Annotated in this window: 18 protein-coding genes; 6 read left to right on the top strand and 12 right to left on the bottom strand. The window is 70.3% G+C overall.

All coding sequences use genetic code 11. The features are described from left to right. Positions 1–15: 15 nt before the first annotated feature. Positions 16–861 carry a pyrroline-5-carboxylate reductase gene (gene proC, locus HNO83_RS11545; protein WP_175337663.1) on the bottom strand — a complete coding sequence of 282 codons (846 nt, stop codon included), beginning with the start codon at positions 859–861 and terminating at the stop codon, positions 16–18. 23 nt (positions 862–884) lie between these two features. Here proC and HNO83_RS11540 point away from each other — a divergent pair, with 23 nt between their 5' ends. Together HNO83_RS11540 and HNO83_RS11535 are read left to right on the top strand one after the other, a co-directional pair. Further along, positions 885–1,847 carry a cation diffusion facilitator family transporter gene (locus HNO83_RS11540; protein ID WP_175337662.1) on the top strand — a complete coding sequence of 321 codons (963 nt, stop codon included), beginning with the start codon at positions 885–887 and terminating at the stop codon, positions 1,845–1,847. Next, positions 1,844–2,545 (top strand): glutamine amidotransferase, encoded by a 702-nt coding sequence (locus HNO83_RS11535; RefSeq protein ID WP_175337661.1) that lies wholly within the window; start codon positions 1,844–1,846, stop codon positions 2,543–2,545. The genes HNO83_RS11540 and HNO83_RS11535 overlap by 4 nt, the downstream gene beginning before the upstream one ends. Before the next feature lie 21 nt (positions 2,546–2,566). Here HNO83_RS11535 and tadA read toward each other — a convergent pair whose 3' ends face one another. Next, positions 2,567–3,034: a tRNA adenosine(34) deaminase TadA gene (gene tadA, locus HNO83_RS11530; protein WP_349627159.1), complete on the bottom strand. Its 468-nt coding sequence runs from the start codon at positions 3,032–3,034 to the stop codon at positions 2,567–2,569. 50 nt (positions 3,035–3,084) lie between these two features. Between tadA and upp the strand changes: the two genes are divergently transcribed. Both upp and HNO83_RS11520 read left to right on the top strand, forming a co-directional pair. Continuing rightward, positions 3,085–3,717 carry a uracil phosphoribosyltransferase gene (gene upp, locus HNO83_RS11525; RefSeq protein ID WP_175337660.1) on the top strand — a complete coding sequence of 211 codons (633 nt, stop codon included), beginning with the start codon at positions 3,085–3,087 and terminating at the stop codon, positions 3,715–3,717. 384 nt (positions 3,718–4,101) lie between these two features. Next, the gene (locus tag HNO83_RS11520; protein ID WP_175337659.1) at positions 4,102–4,854 is read left to right on the top strand and encodes a winged helix-turn-helix domain-containing protein; all 753 of its coding nucleotides are present in this window, start codon (positions 4,102–4,104) and stop codon (positions 4,852–4,854) included. A gap of 78 nt (positions 4,855–4,932) precedes the next feature. Here the strand turns inward: HNO83_RS11520 and HNO83_RS11515 are convergent, their stop codons facing one another. The 5 genes from HNO83_RS11515 to HNO83_RS11495 all read right to left on the bottom strand — a co-directional run bounded on the left by HNO83_RS11515 (position 4,933) and on the right by HNO83_RS11495 (position 9,632). Further along, positions 4,933–5,757 (bottom strand): ABC transporter permease, encoded by an 825-nt coding sequence (locus tag HNO83_RS11515; RefSeq protein WP_175337658.1) that lies wholly within the window; start codon positions 5,755–5,757, stop codon positions 4,933–4,935. Further along, positions 5,754–6,767 carry an ABC transporter ATP-binding protein gene (locus HNO83_RS11510; protein ID WP_175337657.1) on the bottom strand — a complete coding sequence of 338 codons (1,014 nt, stop codon included), beginning with the start codon at positions 6,765–6,767 and terminating at the stop codon, positions 5,754–5,756. Before HNO83_RS11510 ends, HNO83_RS11515 begins: the two co-directional genes overlap by 4 nt. Positions 6,768–6,934: 167 nt before the next feature. Beyond that, positions 6,935–7,609, bottom strand: coding sequence for a PadR family transcriptional regulator (locus HNO83_RS11505; protein ID WP_175337656.1), 675 nt, complete (start codon positions 7,607–7,609; stop codon positions 6,935–6,937). A gap of 77 nt (positions 7,610–7,686) precedes the next feature. Further along, positions 7,687–8,367 carry a response regulator gene (locus tag HNO83_RS11500; protein ID WP_175337655.1) on the bottom strand — a complete coding sequence of 227 codons (681 nt, stop codon included), beginning with the start codon at positions 8,365–8,367 and terminating at the stop codon, positions 7,687–7,689. Next, positions 8,364–9,632, bottom strand: coding sequence for a sensor histidine kinase (locus HNO83_RS11495; protein WP_175337654.1), 1,269 nt, complete (start codon positions 9,630–9,632; stop codon positions 8,364–8,366). Before HNO83_RS11495 ends, HNO83_RS11500 begins: the two co-directional genes overlap by 4 nt. Positions 9,633–9,779: 147 nt before the next feature. On the opposite strand from HNO83_RS11495, the gene HNO83_RS11490 reads away from it, so the two are divergent. Then, the gene (locus HNO83_RS11490; RefSeq protein ID WP_175337653.1) at positions 9,780–11,159 is read left to right on the top strand and encodes a cation:dicarboxylate symporter family transporter; all 1,380 of its coding nucleotides are present in this window, start codon (positions 9,780–9,782) and stop codon (positions 11,157–11,159) included. A gap of 151 nt (positions 11,160–11,310) precedes the next feature. Here HNO83_RS11490 and HNO83_RS11485 read toward each other — a convergent pair whose 3' ends face one another. The 4 genes from HNO83_RS11485 to HNO83_RS11470 all read right to left on the bottom strand — a co-directional run bounded on the left by HNO83_RS11485 (position 11,311) and on the right by HNO83_RS11470 (position 12,548). Beyond that, positions 11,311–11,667 (bottom strand): DsrE family protein, encoded by a 357-nt coding sequence (locus HNO83_RS11485; protein WP_175337652.1) that lies wholly within the window; start codon positions 11,665–11,667, stop codon positions 11,311–11,313. Between the two features lie 4 nt (positions 11,668–11,671). Beyond that, positions 11,672–11,938, bottom strand: coding sequence for a metal-sensitive transcriptional regulator (locus tag HNO83_RS11480; RefSeq protein WP_175337651.1), 267 nt, complete (start codon positions 11,936–11,938; stop codon positions 11,672–11,674). Positions 11,939–12,006: 68 nt separating this feature from the next. Continuing rightward, the gene (gene trxA, locus HNO83_RS11475; RefSeq protein ID WP_175337650.1) at positions 12,007–12,363 is read right to left on the bottom strand and encodes a thioredoxin; all 357 of its coding nucleotides are present in this window, start codon (positions 12,361–12,363) and stop codon (positions 12,007–12,009) included. Positions 12,364–12,365: 2 nt separating this feature from the next. Continuing rightward, positions 12,366–12,548, bottom strand: coding sequence for a DUF8730 family Cys-rich protein (locus HNO83_RS11470; protein WP_175337649.1), 183 nt, complete (start codon positions 12,546–12,548; stop codon positions 12,366–12,368). 108 nt (positions 12,549–12,656) lie between these two features. On the opposite strand from HNO83_RS11470, the gene HNO83_RS11465 reads away from it, so the two are divergent. Beyond that, positions 12,657–14,360 carry an FAD-dependent oxidoreductase gene (locus HNO83_RS11465; RefSeq protein WP_175337648.1) on the top strand — a complete coding sequence of 568 codons (1,704 nt, stop codon included), beginning with the start codon at positions 12,657–12,659 and terminating at the stop codon, positions 14,358–14,360. A gap of 58 nt (positions 14,361–14,418) precedes the next feature. Here HNO83_RS11465 and HNO83_RS11460 read toward each other — a convergent pair whose 3' ends face one another. Then, a complete protein-coding gene (locus HNO83_RS11460; RefSeq protein WP_175337647.1) occupies positions 14,419–14,994 on the bottom strand; it encodes a ferritin-like domain-containing protein in 576 nt (191 codons plus the stop codon). Between the last annotated feature and the right edge of the window lie 31 nt (positions 14,995–15,025).

The following is a 15,025-nucleotide window of genomic DNA, read 5'->3' as shown; positions in this document are numbered from 1 at the left end:
GGAGGGGGGAGGGGGTCAGCCGGCGGCTAGTTCGCGGGCTCGGGCCAGGGCGGCGTCGGTGGCCCGGGCGAAGAGGGCGGGGAGGTCGGCGTCGGCGAGGACGGCGATCGCGCGCTCCGTGGTGCCGTTGGGGCTGGTGACGCGGCGGCGGAGTTCGGAGGGGGCCTCGCCCGAGGAGACGAGGAGCTCCGAAGCGCCGAGGAACGTGCCGTTCACGAGGGTTGCCGCCTGCTCCGGGGTGAAGCCCTTCTCGATGGCAGCCTGCGTGAGCGCCTCGATCAGGAAGAACACGTACGCCGGGCCCGACCCGGAGATCGTGCTGAGCGCATCGAGCTGCGACTCGGGAACCTGGACGACCTCGCCGACGGTCTCGAACAGCGTGCGGACGAGCGCCAGGTCGTCCTCCTCGGTGTGCGAGCCCGCGCTGATCCCGGTCACTGCCTTGCCGACGACGGCCGGCGTGTTCGGCATCGCACGCACGACGGAGACGGTGTCCGGCAGCAGCGACTCCATCGTCGCGGTCGTCACGCCGGCCGCGACGCTCACCACGATGGTCCCCGGAGCCAGGGAGTCCACGATCTCGGCCAGCAGGTCGCGCACCATCGCCGGCTTGACGGCGACGATGACCAGCTGGGCGCCGTCCACGGCGAGCCGGTTCGCGTCGGCCTTCTTCTCGGTCGCGTAGGTCGTCACGCCCGGGGTGCCCGAGAGCTCGGCCGCGCGCGCCTCCGACCGGTTGGTCACCCGGATCCCTGCCGCGTGCACGTGCGGCGCGAGCAGGCCGCTCAGGATGGCCCGGCCCATCGAGCCCGCGCCCAGCATGGCGATCGTCGGGAGGTTCACGTTCTGCGCGTCGTCCATGCGGCCATCCTAGGATGAGGGGCATGAGCGCATCAGGCGGAACAAGGGCGATCGTCGCGGCCTTCGCGGCCAACCTCGGCATCGCCCTCACCAAGTTCATCGCGTGGGCGTTCTCCGGCTCCTCGTCGATGCTCGCGGAGGGCGTGCACTCCCTCGCCGACTCCGGCAACCAGCTGCTGCTCCTCCTCGGCGGCCGCCAGTCGCGCAAGAAGGCCGATCGCGAGCACCCGTTCGGGTACGGCCGCGAGCGCTACGTCTACGCCTTCGTCGTCTCCATCATCCTGTTCTCGGTCGGCGGCGTCTTCTCCATCTACGAAGGGATCGAGAAGCTCACCCACCCGCACCCGCTCGAGAACGCGTGGCTGCCCATCCTCGTGCTCCTCATCGCCATCGGGCTGGAGTCCTTCTCCCTGCGCACCGCGGTGCGTGAGTCGCGTCCGCACAAGCACGGGATGTCGTGGCCGCAGTTCATCCGGCGCGCGAAGGCCCCGGAGCTCCCCGTCGTGCTGCTGGAGGACGTCGCGGCTCTCACCGGCCTCGTCTTCGCCCTCCTCGGCGTCGGGCTCACCATCATCACCGGCAACAGCGTGTTCGACGGTATCGGGACGGTGCTGATCGGCCTCCTGCTGGTCGCGGTCGCCATCGTCCTGGGCATCGAGACGAAGAGCCTGCTCGTCGGCGAGGGCGCGAGCGACGCGGACATCGCGGCCATCGAGCGGGCCGTGACGGCCGGCGACGAGGTCGAGCGCATCATCCACATGAAGACGCTGTACCTCGGCCCGGACGAACTGATGGTCGCCGCGAAGCTGGCGTTCTCGGGCGAGCACCGCCTGGCGGATGTCGCGGCCGCGATCGACGTCGTCGAGCGCCGCATCCGGGACGCCGTCCCGGCAGCCCGCGTCATCTACATCGAACCGGACGTCTGGATCGACCCCAACGAGGCCGCGCCGGCGACCGACACCATCGTCATCAAGGGACTCGAGTGACCCGCACCGCCGTCATCCTGCAGCACGACCCCAGCATCCACCTCGGCAACATCGGCCCTGTGCTCGTCGAGCACGGGTACGAGCTGCGCGTGGTCGACGTGACCGCGGAGGACGTCTCGGCGATCGACCCGGCCGAGGCCGACCTGGTGGTCGTGCTCGGCGGGGAGATGGGCGCGTACCAGACCGACGAGTTCCCGTTCCTCGAGAAGGAGAAGGACCTGATCCGCGCGAGGATCGACGCCGAGCGCCCGACGCTCGGCGTGTGCCTCGGCGCACAGCTCATGGCGGGAGCCCTCGGCGAGCGCGTCTACCGCGGCGACACCATGCAGATCGGTTACCGGCGCGTCGAGCCGACCGAGGCCGGTGCCGGGTCGCCGATCCGGCACTTCGACGGCGTCCCTGTGGTGGAGTGGCACGGCGACACGTTCGAGCTGCCGGAGCGGGCGACGCTGCTGGCGTCCTCCAGCGACTACTCCAACGAGGCGTTCGCGATCGGCGACTTCGCGCTGGCGGTGCAGTTCCATCCCGAGGTCACCGACGAGATGCACGAGAGCTGGGTCGCGGACGGGTACAACGAGCTCGACGAGCTGGCCATCGACCCGGAGGCGCTCCGGCGCGACCGCGAGGTCTACTCGGCACGGATGCAGCAGGCCTCGCGCGCGGCCTTCTCGGAGTGGCTGGAGAGCCTGCCGCGGTAGCCTGCCGCCCTGACGCCTCCGCTATCGCTTCGCGCGGAAGAAGTCGAGCAGCACCTCTCCGCACTCCTCCGCGAGCACCCCGGCGAACACCTCGACGCGGTGGTTGAGCCGCCGGTCGCGCAGCACGTCGTACACCGACCCGCCGGCCCCCGCCTTCTCGTCCCACGCGCCGAACACGACGGTCGGGACGCGCGCGGCCAGTACGGCGCCGGCGCACATCACGCACGGCTCCAGCGTGACGACGAGCGTGCAGCCCTCCAGGTGCCAATCGTCGCGGGATGCCGCCGCCTGGCGCAGCGCGAGCACCTCCGCGTGCGCGGTCGGGTCGTGGCGCAGCTCGCGCTCGTTGCGGCCCGCCCCGATGACCGCGCCGGACTCGTCGAGGACGAGAGCGGCCACCGGCACGTCGCCCGTGTCGAAGGCGAGCCGGGCGTCCGCGAGGGCGCGACGCATCCACTCTTCGTACGCGTCGGGGACGGCCAGGCTCACGACGGCTCCTCCGGGGGTCGGTGCGGGGATGTTCGGCTAGCCTTGAGCCTATGCGAGTGCACGTTGCGGACCACCCCCTCATCACCCACAAGCTGACGGTGCTCCGCGACAAGACGACGCCGTCGCCGGTGTTCCGGCAGCTGACGGAGGAGCTCGTCACGTTGCTCGCCTACGAGGCGACGCGCGGCGTCCGGGTCGAGCCGGTCCAGATCGAGACTCCGGTCACGACGACCACCGGTGTCGCGCTGAGCGAGCCGCGGCCGCTCGTCGTCCCGATCCTGCGTGCGGGCCTCGGGATGCTCGAGGGGATGGTGCGGCTGATGCCGACCGCCGAGGTCGGCTTCCTCGGCATGGTCCGCAACGAGGAGACCCTCGAGCCGACGACCTATGCCGAGCGGCTCCCGATGGACCTGTCCGACCGCCAGTGCTTCGTCCTCGACCCGATGCTGGCCACCGGCGGCTCGCTCGGCGCGGCCATCGACTTCCTGTTCCAGCGGAACGCGGTGGATGTGACGGCGATCTGCCTGCTCGCAGCTCCCGAGGGCCTGGAAGCCCTGGAGAAGGCGACGGAGGGCCGGAACGTGACGATCGTCCTCGGCTCGCTCGACGAGCGGCTGAACGAGAACGGCTACATCGTCCCGGGCCTCGGCGATGCCGGCGACCGCCTCTACGGCACGGTGTAGCGCATCCGCAACATTGCGTAATGATTTGACACGTCGAGTCATCGTCGGTTTTACTTTCATGCATGACTGACAACGCGCGTACCCTGACCTCCTTCGAGGCCCTTGGGAATGCCGGCATGATGATGGCCGGCCGCGACTCGGTCATGTGTTGCCGAATGTGTCGCTGATCTGACGACCCTTCGCCGAGCAGCCGCCCTCCGACCCATCTGGTCGTGACCGGGCGCAGGCTCCCCGGGAGCGCCACACTCACGCTCCTGCGCACCAGGCCCTTCTGATCGGGCCACAACACGAAGCACCCGCGAAATCCCCGCCCTCCGCCGTACCCGCGGAGCACAGGCGTACCGGGATCCGGGCAGAACATCATCATCTAAGGACTCGACTCCCATGTCTCTGGCTACCATCGACACCGCCTTCCCCCGCACCGCCGCCGTCTCCCCCGTCAGCCCGGTCCGCCCGGCCCCCGCGGAGACCGTCACCCCCGCTCCCGCCGCCACCGAGCCGGCGCCCCGCATCCGCGCCGTGCCCGAAGGCACCGAGGCCCGCGGCTTCGTCCTCTACGTCGGCATCGACGAGGCGAAGGCCGCCGCCGCCGGCACCGACCTCGGCCGCATCGTCGAGGCGCTGAAGCGCCTGACCGCCGAGCTCGCGCCCACCGCCGAGACCTACGCCGCCGTCGCCCTGGCTCCGGCCGGTGCGGGCGGACGCGACGTGGATGTGGTGCGCCTCGCCCTGCAGGACCCGGCCGCGATCGCCAAGCACCGCCACGAGGTGACCGTCGACGAGGACGAGGACCGCGCCGCCTCCGGCGTGGTCGTCGACATCTCGCGCAAGCGTCTCGTGCTCGACAACCAGACCGTCGCGCTCACCTACAAGGAGTTCGAGCTGCTGCAGTACCTGGTGCTCCGTGAGGGCCGGACCATCGAGCGCGCCGAGCTGATCAGTTCGCTGTGGAGCGGCGCCGACGAGGACGAGGTGCCGAACGAGCGCACCATCGACGTCCACGTGCGCCGCCTGCGCGCGAAGCTGGGCCGCTACGAGGACATCGTGCGCACCGTGCGGGGCGTCGGCTACCGCTTCGACCGCCACGCCGACGTCTCCATCCGCTACGCCAGCGCCCCCTCCCCCGACCTCTTCTAACCCCACCATCGAGTCCGCAAAGACTCTACGATTTCGAGTCGAAAACGTGCAGTCTTTGCGGACTCGACGGTGGGTGGGTCAGGTGGTGCGCTGGTAGGTGCGGAAGGCGCTCGTCGCCCAGGTGGCCATCACGAGTGCGAGGGCCGCGAGCAGGGCGGCGTGCAGCCAGAGCGACGGCCAGTCGGGGGATGCGGAGAGCGCCTCCCGGCCGACGATCACGGCCCACTCGAACGGGTTGTAGGCGGAGACGTTCTGCACCCATTCCGGCGACAGCTTCGTGTTCATGATCGCGGAGCTCAGGAACATCAGCGGCAGCGTGAGCAGCTGCGAGATCCCGATGAGCGCCGTCTGCTCGCGCGTCAGCAGCGCGATCGCGTTGGAGAGCGAGCAGAACACCGCGGTGAGCAGCACCACGCCGACGAGGAGCAGCAGGATGCCGCCGAGCCCGCCCTCGAAGCGCGCACCGGCCCAGAACGCGATGCCGAGCACGACGAGCGACTGACCCACCGCGAGGATGGACTGGTACACCAGCGTCGACACGATCATGGCCGCGCGGTTGGTCGGCGAGGTGAGGAACCGGTCCATCACCCCGCGGTCCATGTCCTGGATGTACACCGTGCCGGACCAGGCACTGCCGAACAGCGCGAGCATCATCACCACACCGGGCGTGAGGTACTCCAGGTAGCTCTGGCCGACGCCGAAGCCGGGGATGTCGATCACCGACTTGAACAGCTGCCCGAACAGCAGCAGCCAGATGACCGGCTGCACCAGGTTCATCACCAGGAACGCCGGCATCCGCCAGGCCGCCCGCAGCTGCCGCCCGGTGAGCAGCAGCGTGTGCGTGAGGAAGGTCGGTCCGCTGCGGCGCACCGGGCGGGAGGGGGCGAGGGCTGCGGTGGTCATCGTGCGTTCTCCAGGACGAGCTCGGCGGACTCCTGCGCCCGCGTGAAGGTGCGGCCCGTGTGCCGCAGGTAGACGTCGTCGAGGCTGGGCCGGGCGACGGTGGCGGAGGCGACGGCGACGCCGACGGCCTCGAGGGCGGCGAGCGCCTGCGGCAGCGCGGCGGCACCGCTGTCGGCGCGGCCGCGCAGGGTGCGGCCGTCCCCTCCGACCTCGCGGAGCGCCTCCACCCGCTGCAGGGCGGCGAGCCCGGCGAACGGATCGGCGTCGGGCGTGAGCTCGACCACGACGGCGTCGCCGCGCAGTCCGTTCTTGAGCTCCTCCGGCGTCCCGCCCGCGACGACCCGGCCGTGGTCGACGATCGCCAGCCGCTCGGCGAGACGGTCCGCCTCGTCCAGGTAGTGCGTGGTGAGCAGCACGGTGAGGTTCTCGTCGGCGGTCATCCGCTCCAGTTCGAGCCACAGCTCGGCGCGCGCCTCCGGGTCGAGCCCGGTGGTGGGCTCGTCGAGGAAGAGCACCTGCGGGCGGTGCATGAGGCCGATCGCGACGTCCAGCTTGCGGGCCATGCCGCCGGAGTACGTCTTCACCTGCCGCCGCGCGTGCTCGGTGAGCCCGAACCGGTCGAGCAGCTCGCGCGAGCGCGCCGCCGCCTCCCGGCCGGACATGCCCTGGAGGCGCCCGGCGAGCACGAGATTCTCGGCCCCGGTCCCCATCGGGTCGGACACCGGCTTCTGCGCGACGAAACCGATCGCCCGGCGCACCCGGGAGGGCTGCCGCATCACGTCGATCCCGGCGACGAACGCCGAGCCCGAGTCGGCGCGGGAGAGGGTCGACAGGATCTTCATGGTCGTCGACTTGCCGGCCCCGTTCGGTCCGAGCAGGCCGAACACGGTTCCCGATCTCACCTCGAATCCGAGGCCGTCGAGGGCGCGGACGGGAGGCTTGCCCCTCCCGCCGCTGTAGGTCTTGACGAGCTGGTCGGCGGCGAGCGCCGGCCCGGATGGCTGTGCCATGGTGGTTCTCCATTTCTTCTGACGAGCAGCCACCGGCACGGGATATCCTTGAAGACAGCCCTCGGTGACTGTTGACGCAGGTTCCTCACGGAACGACTGAAGGTGTGGATGGCCGGGGAGTTGCCGCTCTCCGGCCATCGTTCTGTGCAGCTACGAATGCTGTTCAGCTACGAATCGAACAGCGCGGCCGCCTCCTCTCCGAAGTCGCCGGCCGCAATGCGGTCGCCGATCTCCTCCATGCTGAGGCCTTGGCCGAGCAGCGCGTGCAGCTGCTCCCACCACTCGTAGCCGCCGATCGTGCGGTCGCGGATGCGCGCCGCCAGGTCGGCGACGAAGACCTGTTCGGCCTCCAGCACCGCGATCCGGTACTGCGACTCGACGACGAGCAGCTCGGGGAGCCCTACCACCTGCTCCTGCTCGCGCCGGCGGTCCGCCAGCTCGGCGTCGAGCCGGTCCCGCCGGCTCTCCAGCAGCGCGGCTGCGGTCTGCGGCGGGAGCATCGGGAGCAGCGACAGGCCGGTCTCGATCGCCGGGTACTCCTTCACAGGCAGTTCGACGAGCTCGCGCAGCCACTCCTCGGCCTCGGCCCGTCCGCTCGCGGTGATCGCGTAGACCACCCGCTCCGGCCGGTTGCCTTCGCGCTCGGTCTGGGCGACCTCGATGAACCCGTGCTTCTCGAGGGACTTGATGACCGCGTAGAGCGACCCGAAGTTCAGGCGGATGCTGTCTTCTTTCCCGCGCTCCCGCATCGTCGTCGTCATCTCGTACGGGTACATCGGTCGTTCCCAGAGGCACGCGAGCACGGCGAGCGCCAGCGGGTTGGACACCGCGCGCTTGGGCATGAGTTGCTCCTCTGGGTCGAATACTCTGGTCAGAGTATTCGATGGCGAGTGGTCATGTCCAGTGGGAGGTTGCGGCGCTACCGCCAGCGGTACTCCGTCTCGGGCCGTCCGGGTGCGCCGTACCGGGGTTCGCGGGTGAGGCGTCCGGCGTCGGCCAAGTGCTCCAGGTAGCGGCGGGCGGCGACGCGGGACATCCCGAGCTGCGACGCCGCCTCGGCCGCAGAGAGGGCACCGCGCTCACGCACGGTGTCCCGGATGCGGCTGAGCGTCTCCGGCGAGAGCCCCTTCGGCAGCTGCGGTGCCGTCGCCGGGCGGCGGGCTCCGAGCAGGGCGTCGATCTCGTCCTGGGTCGGTGCTCCGGCGGCACCCACGGCACGACGCCGGTACTCGCGGAACTGCTCGAGCCGGTCCGCGAAGACGGCGAACGAGAACGGCTTGACCAGATACTGCACGACGCCGAGCGCGGCCATCTGGTGCACGACCTCCGCATCCCGCACCGCCGTGATGGCGATGACGTCGACGTCCGACCCGCGGGCGCGCAGGCGGCGCAGCACCTCCAGCCCGCTCCCGTCGGGCATGGTCATGTCGAGCAGCACCAGGTCGATGGGCTCGGCGGGCGGGCTCTCGAGCAGCGCCGTGAGTGCGGCGTGGGCGCCGGCGCACTCGCCGACGACGCGGAATCCCTCGACGCGCTCGACGTACCGGCGATGCAGCTCGAGGGTGAGCGCCTCGTCGTCCACGAGGAGGACGCCGATCACGGGGCCCTCCTTCCCGGCAGTTCGGCACGGAACCGGGTGGGGGCGGCGTCGAGGCGAAGGGTGCCGCCCGCCGCCTCCACGATCGCCTGGACGAGCGGAAGCCCCACGCCGCGCCCGGCCTCCACCGCCGGCTTGGTGGAGAAGCCCGGCTCGAAGATGCGCTCACGGACGCCGGGCGGGATGCCGTCGCCGCTGTCGGCGACCTCCACCACCACACCGCCGGCTTCGCTGGGCGCGAGGGTGAAGCGGACCCAGCGCGGTTCCGGCCCGGCGGCCGCCGCGTCGAGCGCGTTGTCGATCAGATTGCCGACGACCGAGACGGCATCCACCGCCGTGAGGGTCATGCGCGGCGTGCCCGGGTCGAGCACGGCCTCCCACTCCACCCCGCGCTCCGCCGCCTGCGCCGCCTTGCCCAGCAGGAGCGCGCCGACGGTCGGATCGCCGGCCCGCGCGGCCGTCACCTGGTCGACCAGCGCCTGACTCTGCCGGGACGTCTCGGTGAGCAGCTCGACGGCCTCGTCCGTGCGGCCGAGCTCGATCAGGGCCACCGCGGTGTGCATCCGGTTGCCGTGCTCGTGGTTCTGAGCGCGCAGCGCCTCCCCGAGCGTGCGGACCGACTCGTACGAGGAGACCGCGTCGCGCACCTCGCGGGCGGGGAGGTCGCCGGTGACCCGCCGCGTGAGCCGCCGCACCACCAGTGCACCCACCACTCCGGCGGCCGTCACGGCCAGCGCGATCCCGATCGCGTACGGGATCCGGGGCAGGAGGGTGCTGCCGATGCTCTCGACCGTGACGCCCGTCGAGACCCAGCCGACCGTCCGGCGGCCGTCGAGAACGGGGACGATCGTGCGGACGGAGGGCCCGAGCGTCCCGGTGAACTCCTCGGTGCGCGTGGCCGGCGGGTTCGGGATGGTGCCGATGTAGTGCTTGCCGATCTGGCCCGGGTCACGGTGCGTCACGCGGATGCCGTCGGCGGTCATGACGGTGATGAAGTCGACGCCCGCGCTGCGGGTGATGCGCTCGGTGACCGGCTGCAGCTCGGAGGTCGCCGCGCTCGGCCCCGACATCAGCGCCGACCGTACCTCGGGGAGGCCGGCGAGCGTCTCCGAGACGGAGCGGGTCACACGTTCGGCCTCGGCGCGGGCCGAGCGTTGCGCGTCGAGCACCAGCAGCACGGCGGTGAGCACACCGGCGACGAGCACGACGGCGACCAGCACCGCGAACACCCGCGACGCCGCACTGCGCATCACTCCCCGTCGAGCCATAGTCCTCCCAGCGTGCCAGACGATCCCCCGATGCGACTGAGACCAATACGACCGCAACCCCGGCGCGGGTCCACGCGGCAGCCATGCTTGTCCGACCGCCCGCCGAACCCGGCGGGGACGAACAGCGACGTTCTCCTGGAGGCGACCATGTCACTCTCGACCCGCACCACATCCTTCCTCCTGCCCGGCTGGGGCAGTCGGCGCAAGCGACGCCCCGACAAGCACGCCTGGCTCTACCTGTCGGTCATCGCCGCGGTCGTGCTCGGCGCGATCGTGGGCCTGGTCTGGCCGGAGGTCGGGGTGGCGCTCAAGCCGCTCGGCGAAGGGTTCGTGGCGCTGATCCACATGATGATCGCGCCCATCATCTTCTGCACCATCGTCGTCGGCGTCGGCTCGATCGCGAAGGCGGCCACCGTGGGCAAGGTCGGCGGCCTCGCGCTGGTCTACTTCCTGGTGATGTCGACCGTCGCGCTGGCGATCGGGCTCGTGGTGGGCAATCTCATCCACCCGGGCGAGGGACTCAACATGACGGGCGCCAGCTACAAGGCCACCGCCGAGGCGACCTCGACGTCGGAGTTCGTGCTCGGCATCATCCCCACGTCGTTCTTCTCCGCCTTCACCGAGGGCAGCGTGCTGCAGGTGCTGTTCATCGCGCTGCTCGTCGGATTCGCGGTGCAGAAGATGGGGCGCACCGGCGAAAGCATCATGAACGCGGTGAAGCACCTGCAATCGCTCGTGTTCCGCATCCTCGGCATGATCCTGTGGCTGGCACCGGTCGGGGCCTTCGGCGCGATCGCCGCCGTCGTCGGCAACACGGGCATCGGCGCCATCTGGAGCCTCGGCCTCCTCATGGTGGCCTTCTACATCACCTGCTTCGTGTTCATCGCCGGCGTGCTCGGCCTGCTGCTCTATGCGGTCGCGCGGGTGAACATCTTCCGCCTGATCGGCTACCTCGGTCGCGAGTACCTGCTCATCGTCGGCACCTCCTCGTCGGAGTCCGCGCTCCCGCGCCTGATGGCGAAGCTGGAGCACCTCGGCGTCTCGAAGCCGGTGGTGGGCATCACCGTTCCGACGGGCTATTCGTTCAACCTCGACGGCACGGCGATCTACCTGACCATGGCGTCCCTGTTCATCGCCACGGGGATGGGGCAGCCGATGTCGATCCCGGAGCAGATCGGGCTCCTCGTCTTCATGATCATCGCGTCCAAGGGCGCGGCGGGCGTCACCGGCGCCGGCCTGGCGACGCTGGCCGGCGGCCTCCAGGCGTACCGGCCCGACCTCGTCAACGGCGTCGGCGTCATCGTCGGCATCGACCGCTTCATGTCGGAGGGCCGCGCGATCACCAACTTCACCGGGAACGCCGTCGCGGCCGTGCTCATCGGGACGTGGACGCGCCAGTACGACGCCGATCGGGGCCGCCGGGTGCTGCGTGGCGAGCTCGCCTTCGACGAGACGACACTCAGTGCCGACCCGCATGACGCAGCCCCGGCTTCGGAGACCCGAACCGTCGATTCTCGGATGATCTGAGCGGACTGTCCGGCCTCACCGCATCGAGGCGGGTCCGGCCGGTCAGCAAGCGCGGACCACGCCATCGCGAGGTCGAGCGATGTCTCCGCCGGAGGAACGGGACGGCGAAGACAATCGCCGGTCGGCGGGATCGGCCTCGGCACCTGTGGGGTCACGGCCGCAGGTACGCCCACCCTTCCCGTTGTCGGACCACGAGGTGTGCGATGCCGGATGGAACGATGACGGCGTCCGGGATGAGCCGCTCCGGGGCGATGTGTTCGCTGCGGAGGGTGTTCTGGCAGGCGTCGATCGTCAGTCCCCGGAGCTGCATGGCCTGCACCGTCTCCGTGTGCGGATTCCCCGGCAGGAGGAGGCCGATGGCCGGGCCGTGGACGACGAGTTCGATCTCCGTTCCCGGTTCGAGGGCGTCGATCAGGTTGCTGATGTTCCGGAGGACAGCAGCATGCTTGGCCGGGTCGGCTTCGTCGAGGTGAACCACGACGCCCGGCGTCAGGGCGGCTCCGGTCATCGTCTCACGCCAGTGTCATGAAGAGCTTCTGCAGTTCTTCGACGGTCATCGGATCGGAGTCGTCCTCAGGATCGGTGAGGCACTTCTGCATCGCCGTCGAGATGATCTGGAAGCCGGCCTTGTCGAGCGCGCTGGAGACGGCGGCGAGTTGGATGACGACGTCACGGCATTTGCCGCCGCTCTCGACCGCGTTGATGACGGCGTTGAGCTGCCCCTGGGCTCGGCGGAGGCGGTTGAGTACGGGCTTGATGTCGGTGGTGGTGGTGGCCACAGTGTTCTTCCTTCTCGTGATGCCGGCGCATGAGAGCGTCTGCGGTACCCGCCAGGGTATCTGGCTGCTCAGGCGCGCGTCTTGGCTGCGGTCAGCTCGGCGGGGTCGATGGCCCGGATCTGCCCGATCAGGTTGTCGAGGTCGCGCGCGGCGAGCGCGCCTGGCTGCGAGAACACCAGGACGCCGTGGCGGAATGCCATCAGGGTGGGGATGGACGTGATCCCGGCGGCGGCGGCGAGCTCCTGTTCCGCCTCGGTGTCGACTTTGCCGAACACGATGTCGGGATGTTGCGCGGATGCCGCCTCGAATACGGGGGCGAACATGCGGCACGGCCCGCACCAGGCCGCCCAGAAATCGAGCAGGACGATGTCGTTCTGCTCGATCCGGCCCTTCAGCGTCTCGGCGGTGACGGCGACGGTGCTCATGGTCAGCCGCGTCCGAAGAGGCGGCCGAAGAATCCGCCGCCGGATGCTGCTGCCTTCTCGGCGTCGGTGTGGCTTCCGTTGCACCACTGGTTCGCGGGAACGCGGCGGCGCACGTCGGCCACGTGCTGGCCGCAGCCGCTCCAGGTGGTCTTTCCGCAGACTTTGCAGGTGGCGGGGTAGCACATGGGTGAGGACTCTCTTTCTGGGTCGGTGTGGGGCGATTGGTTATACCCCCCTCCGTATAGTACGATACCGGGGAGGGTATACCAAACCGCCCTCGGGAGGCACACAGCATGAAGACCGTGATCGTCGGCGGAGTCGCCGGAGGAATGTCCGCAGCCACCCGGCTGCGCCGGCTCGACGAGGCCGCGGAGATCGTGGTGTTCGAACGCGGTCCCTATGTCTCCTACGCGAACTGCGGGCTGCCCTACTACGTCGGCGGGGTCATCACCGACCGCTCGTCGCTGCTGCTGCAGACGCCGCAGTCGCTCGCGGCGCGCTTCCGCCTGGACGTGCGCACCGGTCACGAGGTGATCGGCGTCGACCCGGCCGCCCGCACGGTGTCGGTGCTCGACCTCGCCTCGGGCGACACCTTCGTCGAGAGCTACGACGAGCTGATCCTCGCCGTCGGGGCGACCGCGCGGGAGGCCGCAGGGCACCCCGGCATCCCCACCCACACCCTCCGCACGGTCGAAGACGTCGACGCGATCGGCGTGCTCGTGGACGCCGCCGCGGACAACCCGTCGGCGCTGGTCGTCGGCGGAGGGTTCATCGGGCTGGAGGCCGTCGAGAACCTGGTGCGCCGCGGCATCCACGTGACCCTCATCCAGCGCTCCGCGCAGATCCTCACCCCGCTCGACCCCGAGATGGCCGCCCCCCTGGAAGCCCAGCTGCGCAGCCACGGCGTCGATGTCCGCACCTCGGTCACCATCGGCGAGGTCTCCGCCGGCGCGGTGCTGCTCAGCGACGGCGCGATGCTGCGGCCGGACTTCATCGTCGACGCCTCCGGGGTCGTGCCCAGCGTCGACCTCGCCCGCTCCGCCGGGCTCCGGATCGGGCCGACCGGCGGCATCGCCGTCGACGACTCCAACCGCACCAGCGACCCGCACATCTTCGCGGTCGGCGACGGTGTCGAGAAGATCGACGCGCTCTCCGGAACCGAGACCCTGGTCACCATGGCCGGGCTCGCCAACCGGCACGGCCGCTCCGTCGCCGACGTCATCGCCGGACGCGACGAGCACAACACCCCCGCACTCGGAACCGCGATCGTGAAGGTCTTCGACGCGGTCGCCGCGAAGGTCGGCTGGAGCGAGCGGCAGCTGCTCGCCGCCGGCCGAACGCACCGCGTCATCCACACCCACCCCACCTCGCACGCCACCTACTACCCGGGCGCCCAGCCCATGTCGATGAAGCTGCTGGTGGACCCCGGCTCGGACGCGATCCTCGGCGCGCAGATCGTCGGCGGCGAAGGTGTCGACAAGCGCATCGACGTGATCGCGGTCGCCATGGCCGGCGGCATCACCGCCTCCGGTCTCACCCGCCTCGAGCTCGCCTATGCTCCGCAGTTCGGCTCCGCCAAGGACCCGATCAACCAGCTCGGCTACATCGCCGACAACCTCCGCACCGGCGCCACCCGCACCATCCAGTGGCACGAGCTCGACGCCGCACTGGCAACCGGCGCGACCCTCATCGACGTGCGCACCCCCGGCGAGCACGCCGCAGGCGCCATCCCCGCGGCCATCAACATCCCCGTCGACGACCTGCGCGACCGGCTCGCAGAACTGCCGAACGGCCCGCTCGTCGTGCACTGCCAGGTCGGCCAGCGCGGCCACACCGCCGCCCGCATCCTCACCCAGCACGGCCGCGACGTCGTAAACCTCGACGGCGGCTACCGCACCTGGGCCGCCGCAACGTCGGGGGCAGGCGGCACCTCTTCCAGGGCGAACAGCATGCGGCAGAGCAGCCCGCCGAGGCAGGCCATCCCCGCGACCGCGTAGAGCAATCTGACGACGGCGAGCACATCGACCGGTGCGAAGAGCAGCGCGGAGGGACTTGTCAGCCGAGATGCGACTCGAAGGCCTGGAGGTGGGCTCGTGAGCCCGCGAGCAGTCGTTGCAGGACAGCCGCCGTCGCCGGGTCGGTGGTGGCGTCGAGGTCGGCGCTGAGGTCGGCGATGTCCTTCTCCTCGATGGCCACGCCGGCTTTGTAGGCCTCGGTGATGCTTGCGGTCCCTTGCTGGATGAGCTGGTCGTAGAGGCGCTGGATGCCGGGGTCGGCGAACGTGCCGACGGTGCCGGTCCGCGGGTCTGGTATCCCCTTTGCGTCGAGCAGCGGTACGAGCAGCTGCTGGTGCATCACCTCACTCTCACGGATGTTGCCGAAGACCTGCGCTCCCCACAGCTCCGCGAAGCGCTGGTAGACGTCGTGAGCGAGCTTCTCCTCTTCGATGAGGTACTGCAGTCTCGCTGCGGCGTCGGAGGGTGCGGCGTTCGATGTCGCGGACGGGACGGGCGATGCGGTGGTGCGTGGTGGGCTGTCCGTGCTCGCCGGCGAACCGGTGCTGCATCCGGTCGATGCGGCGAGTGCGAGCGCACCGAGCAGTATGGCGAGCGTTCTCGCGGTGGTCTTCATCGTGTCCCCCGAACATGGCTGGTCCTCGAAC

Source organism: Leifsonia sp. C5G2 (assembly GCF_013359685.1).
In the GTDB taxonomy this organism is placed as follows: domain Bacteria; phylum Actinomycetota; class Actinomycetes; order Actinomycetales; family Microbacteriaceae; genus Leifsonia.
This window is presented reverse-complemented; position numbering and strand designations above follow the sequence as displayed.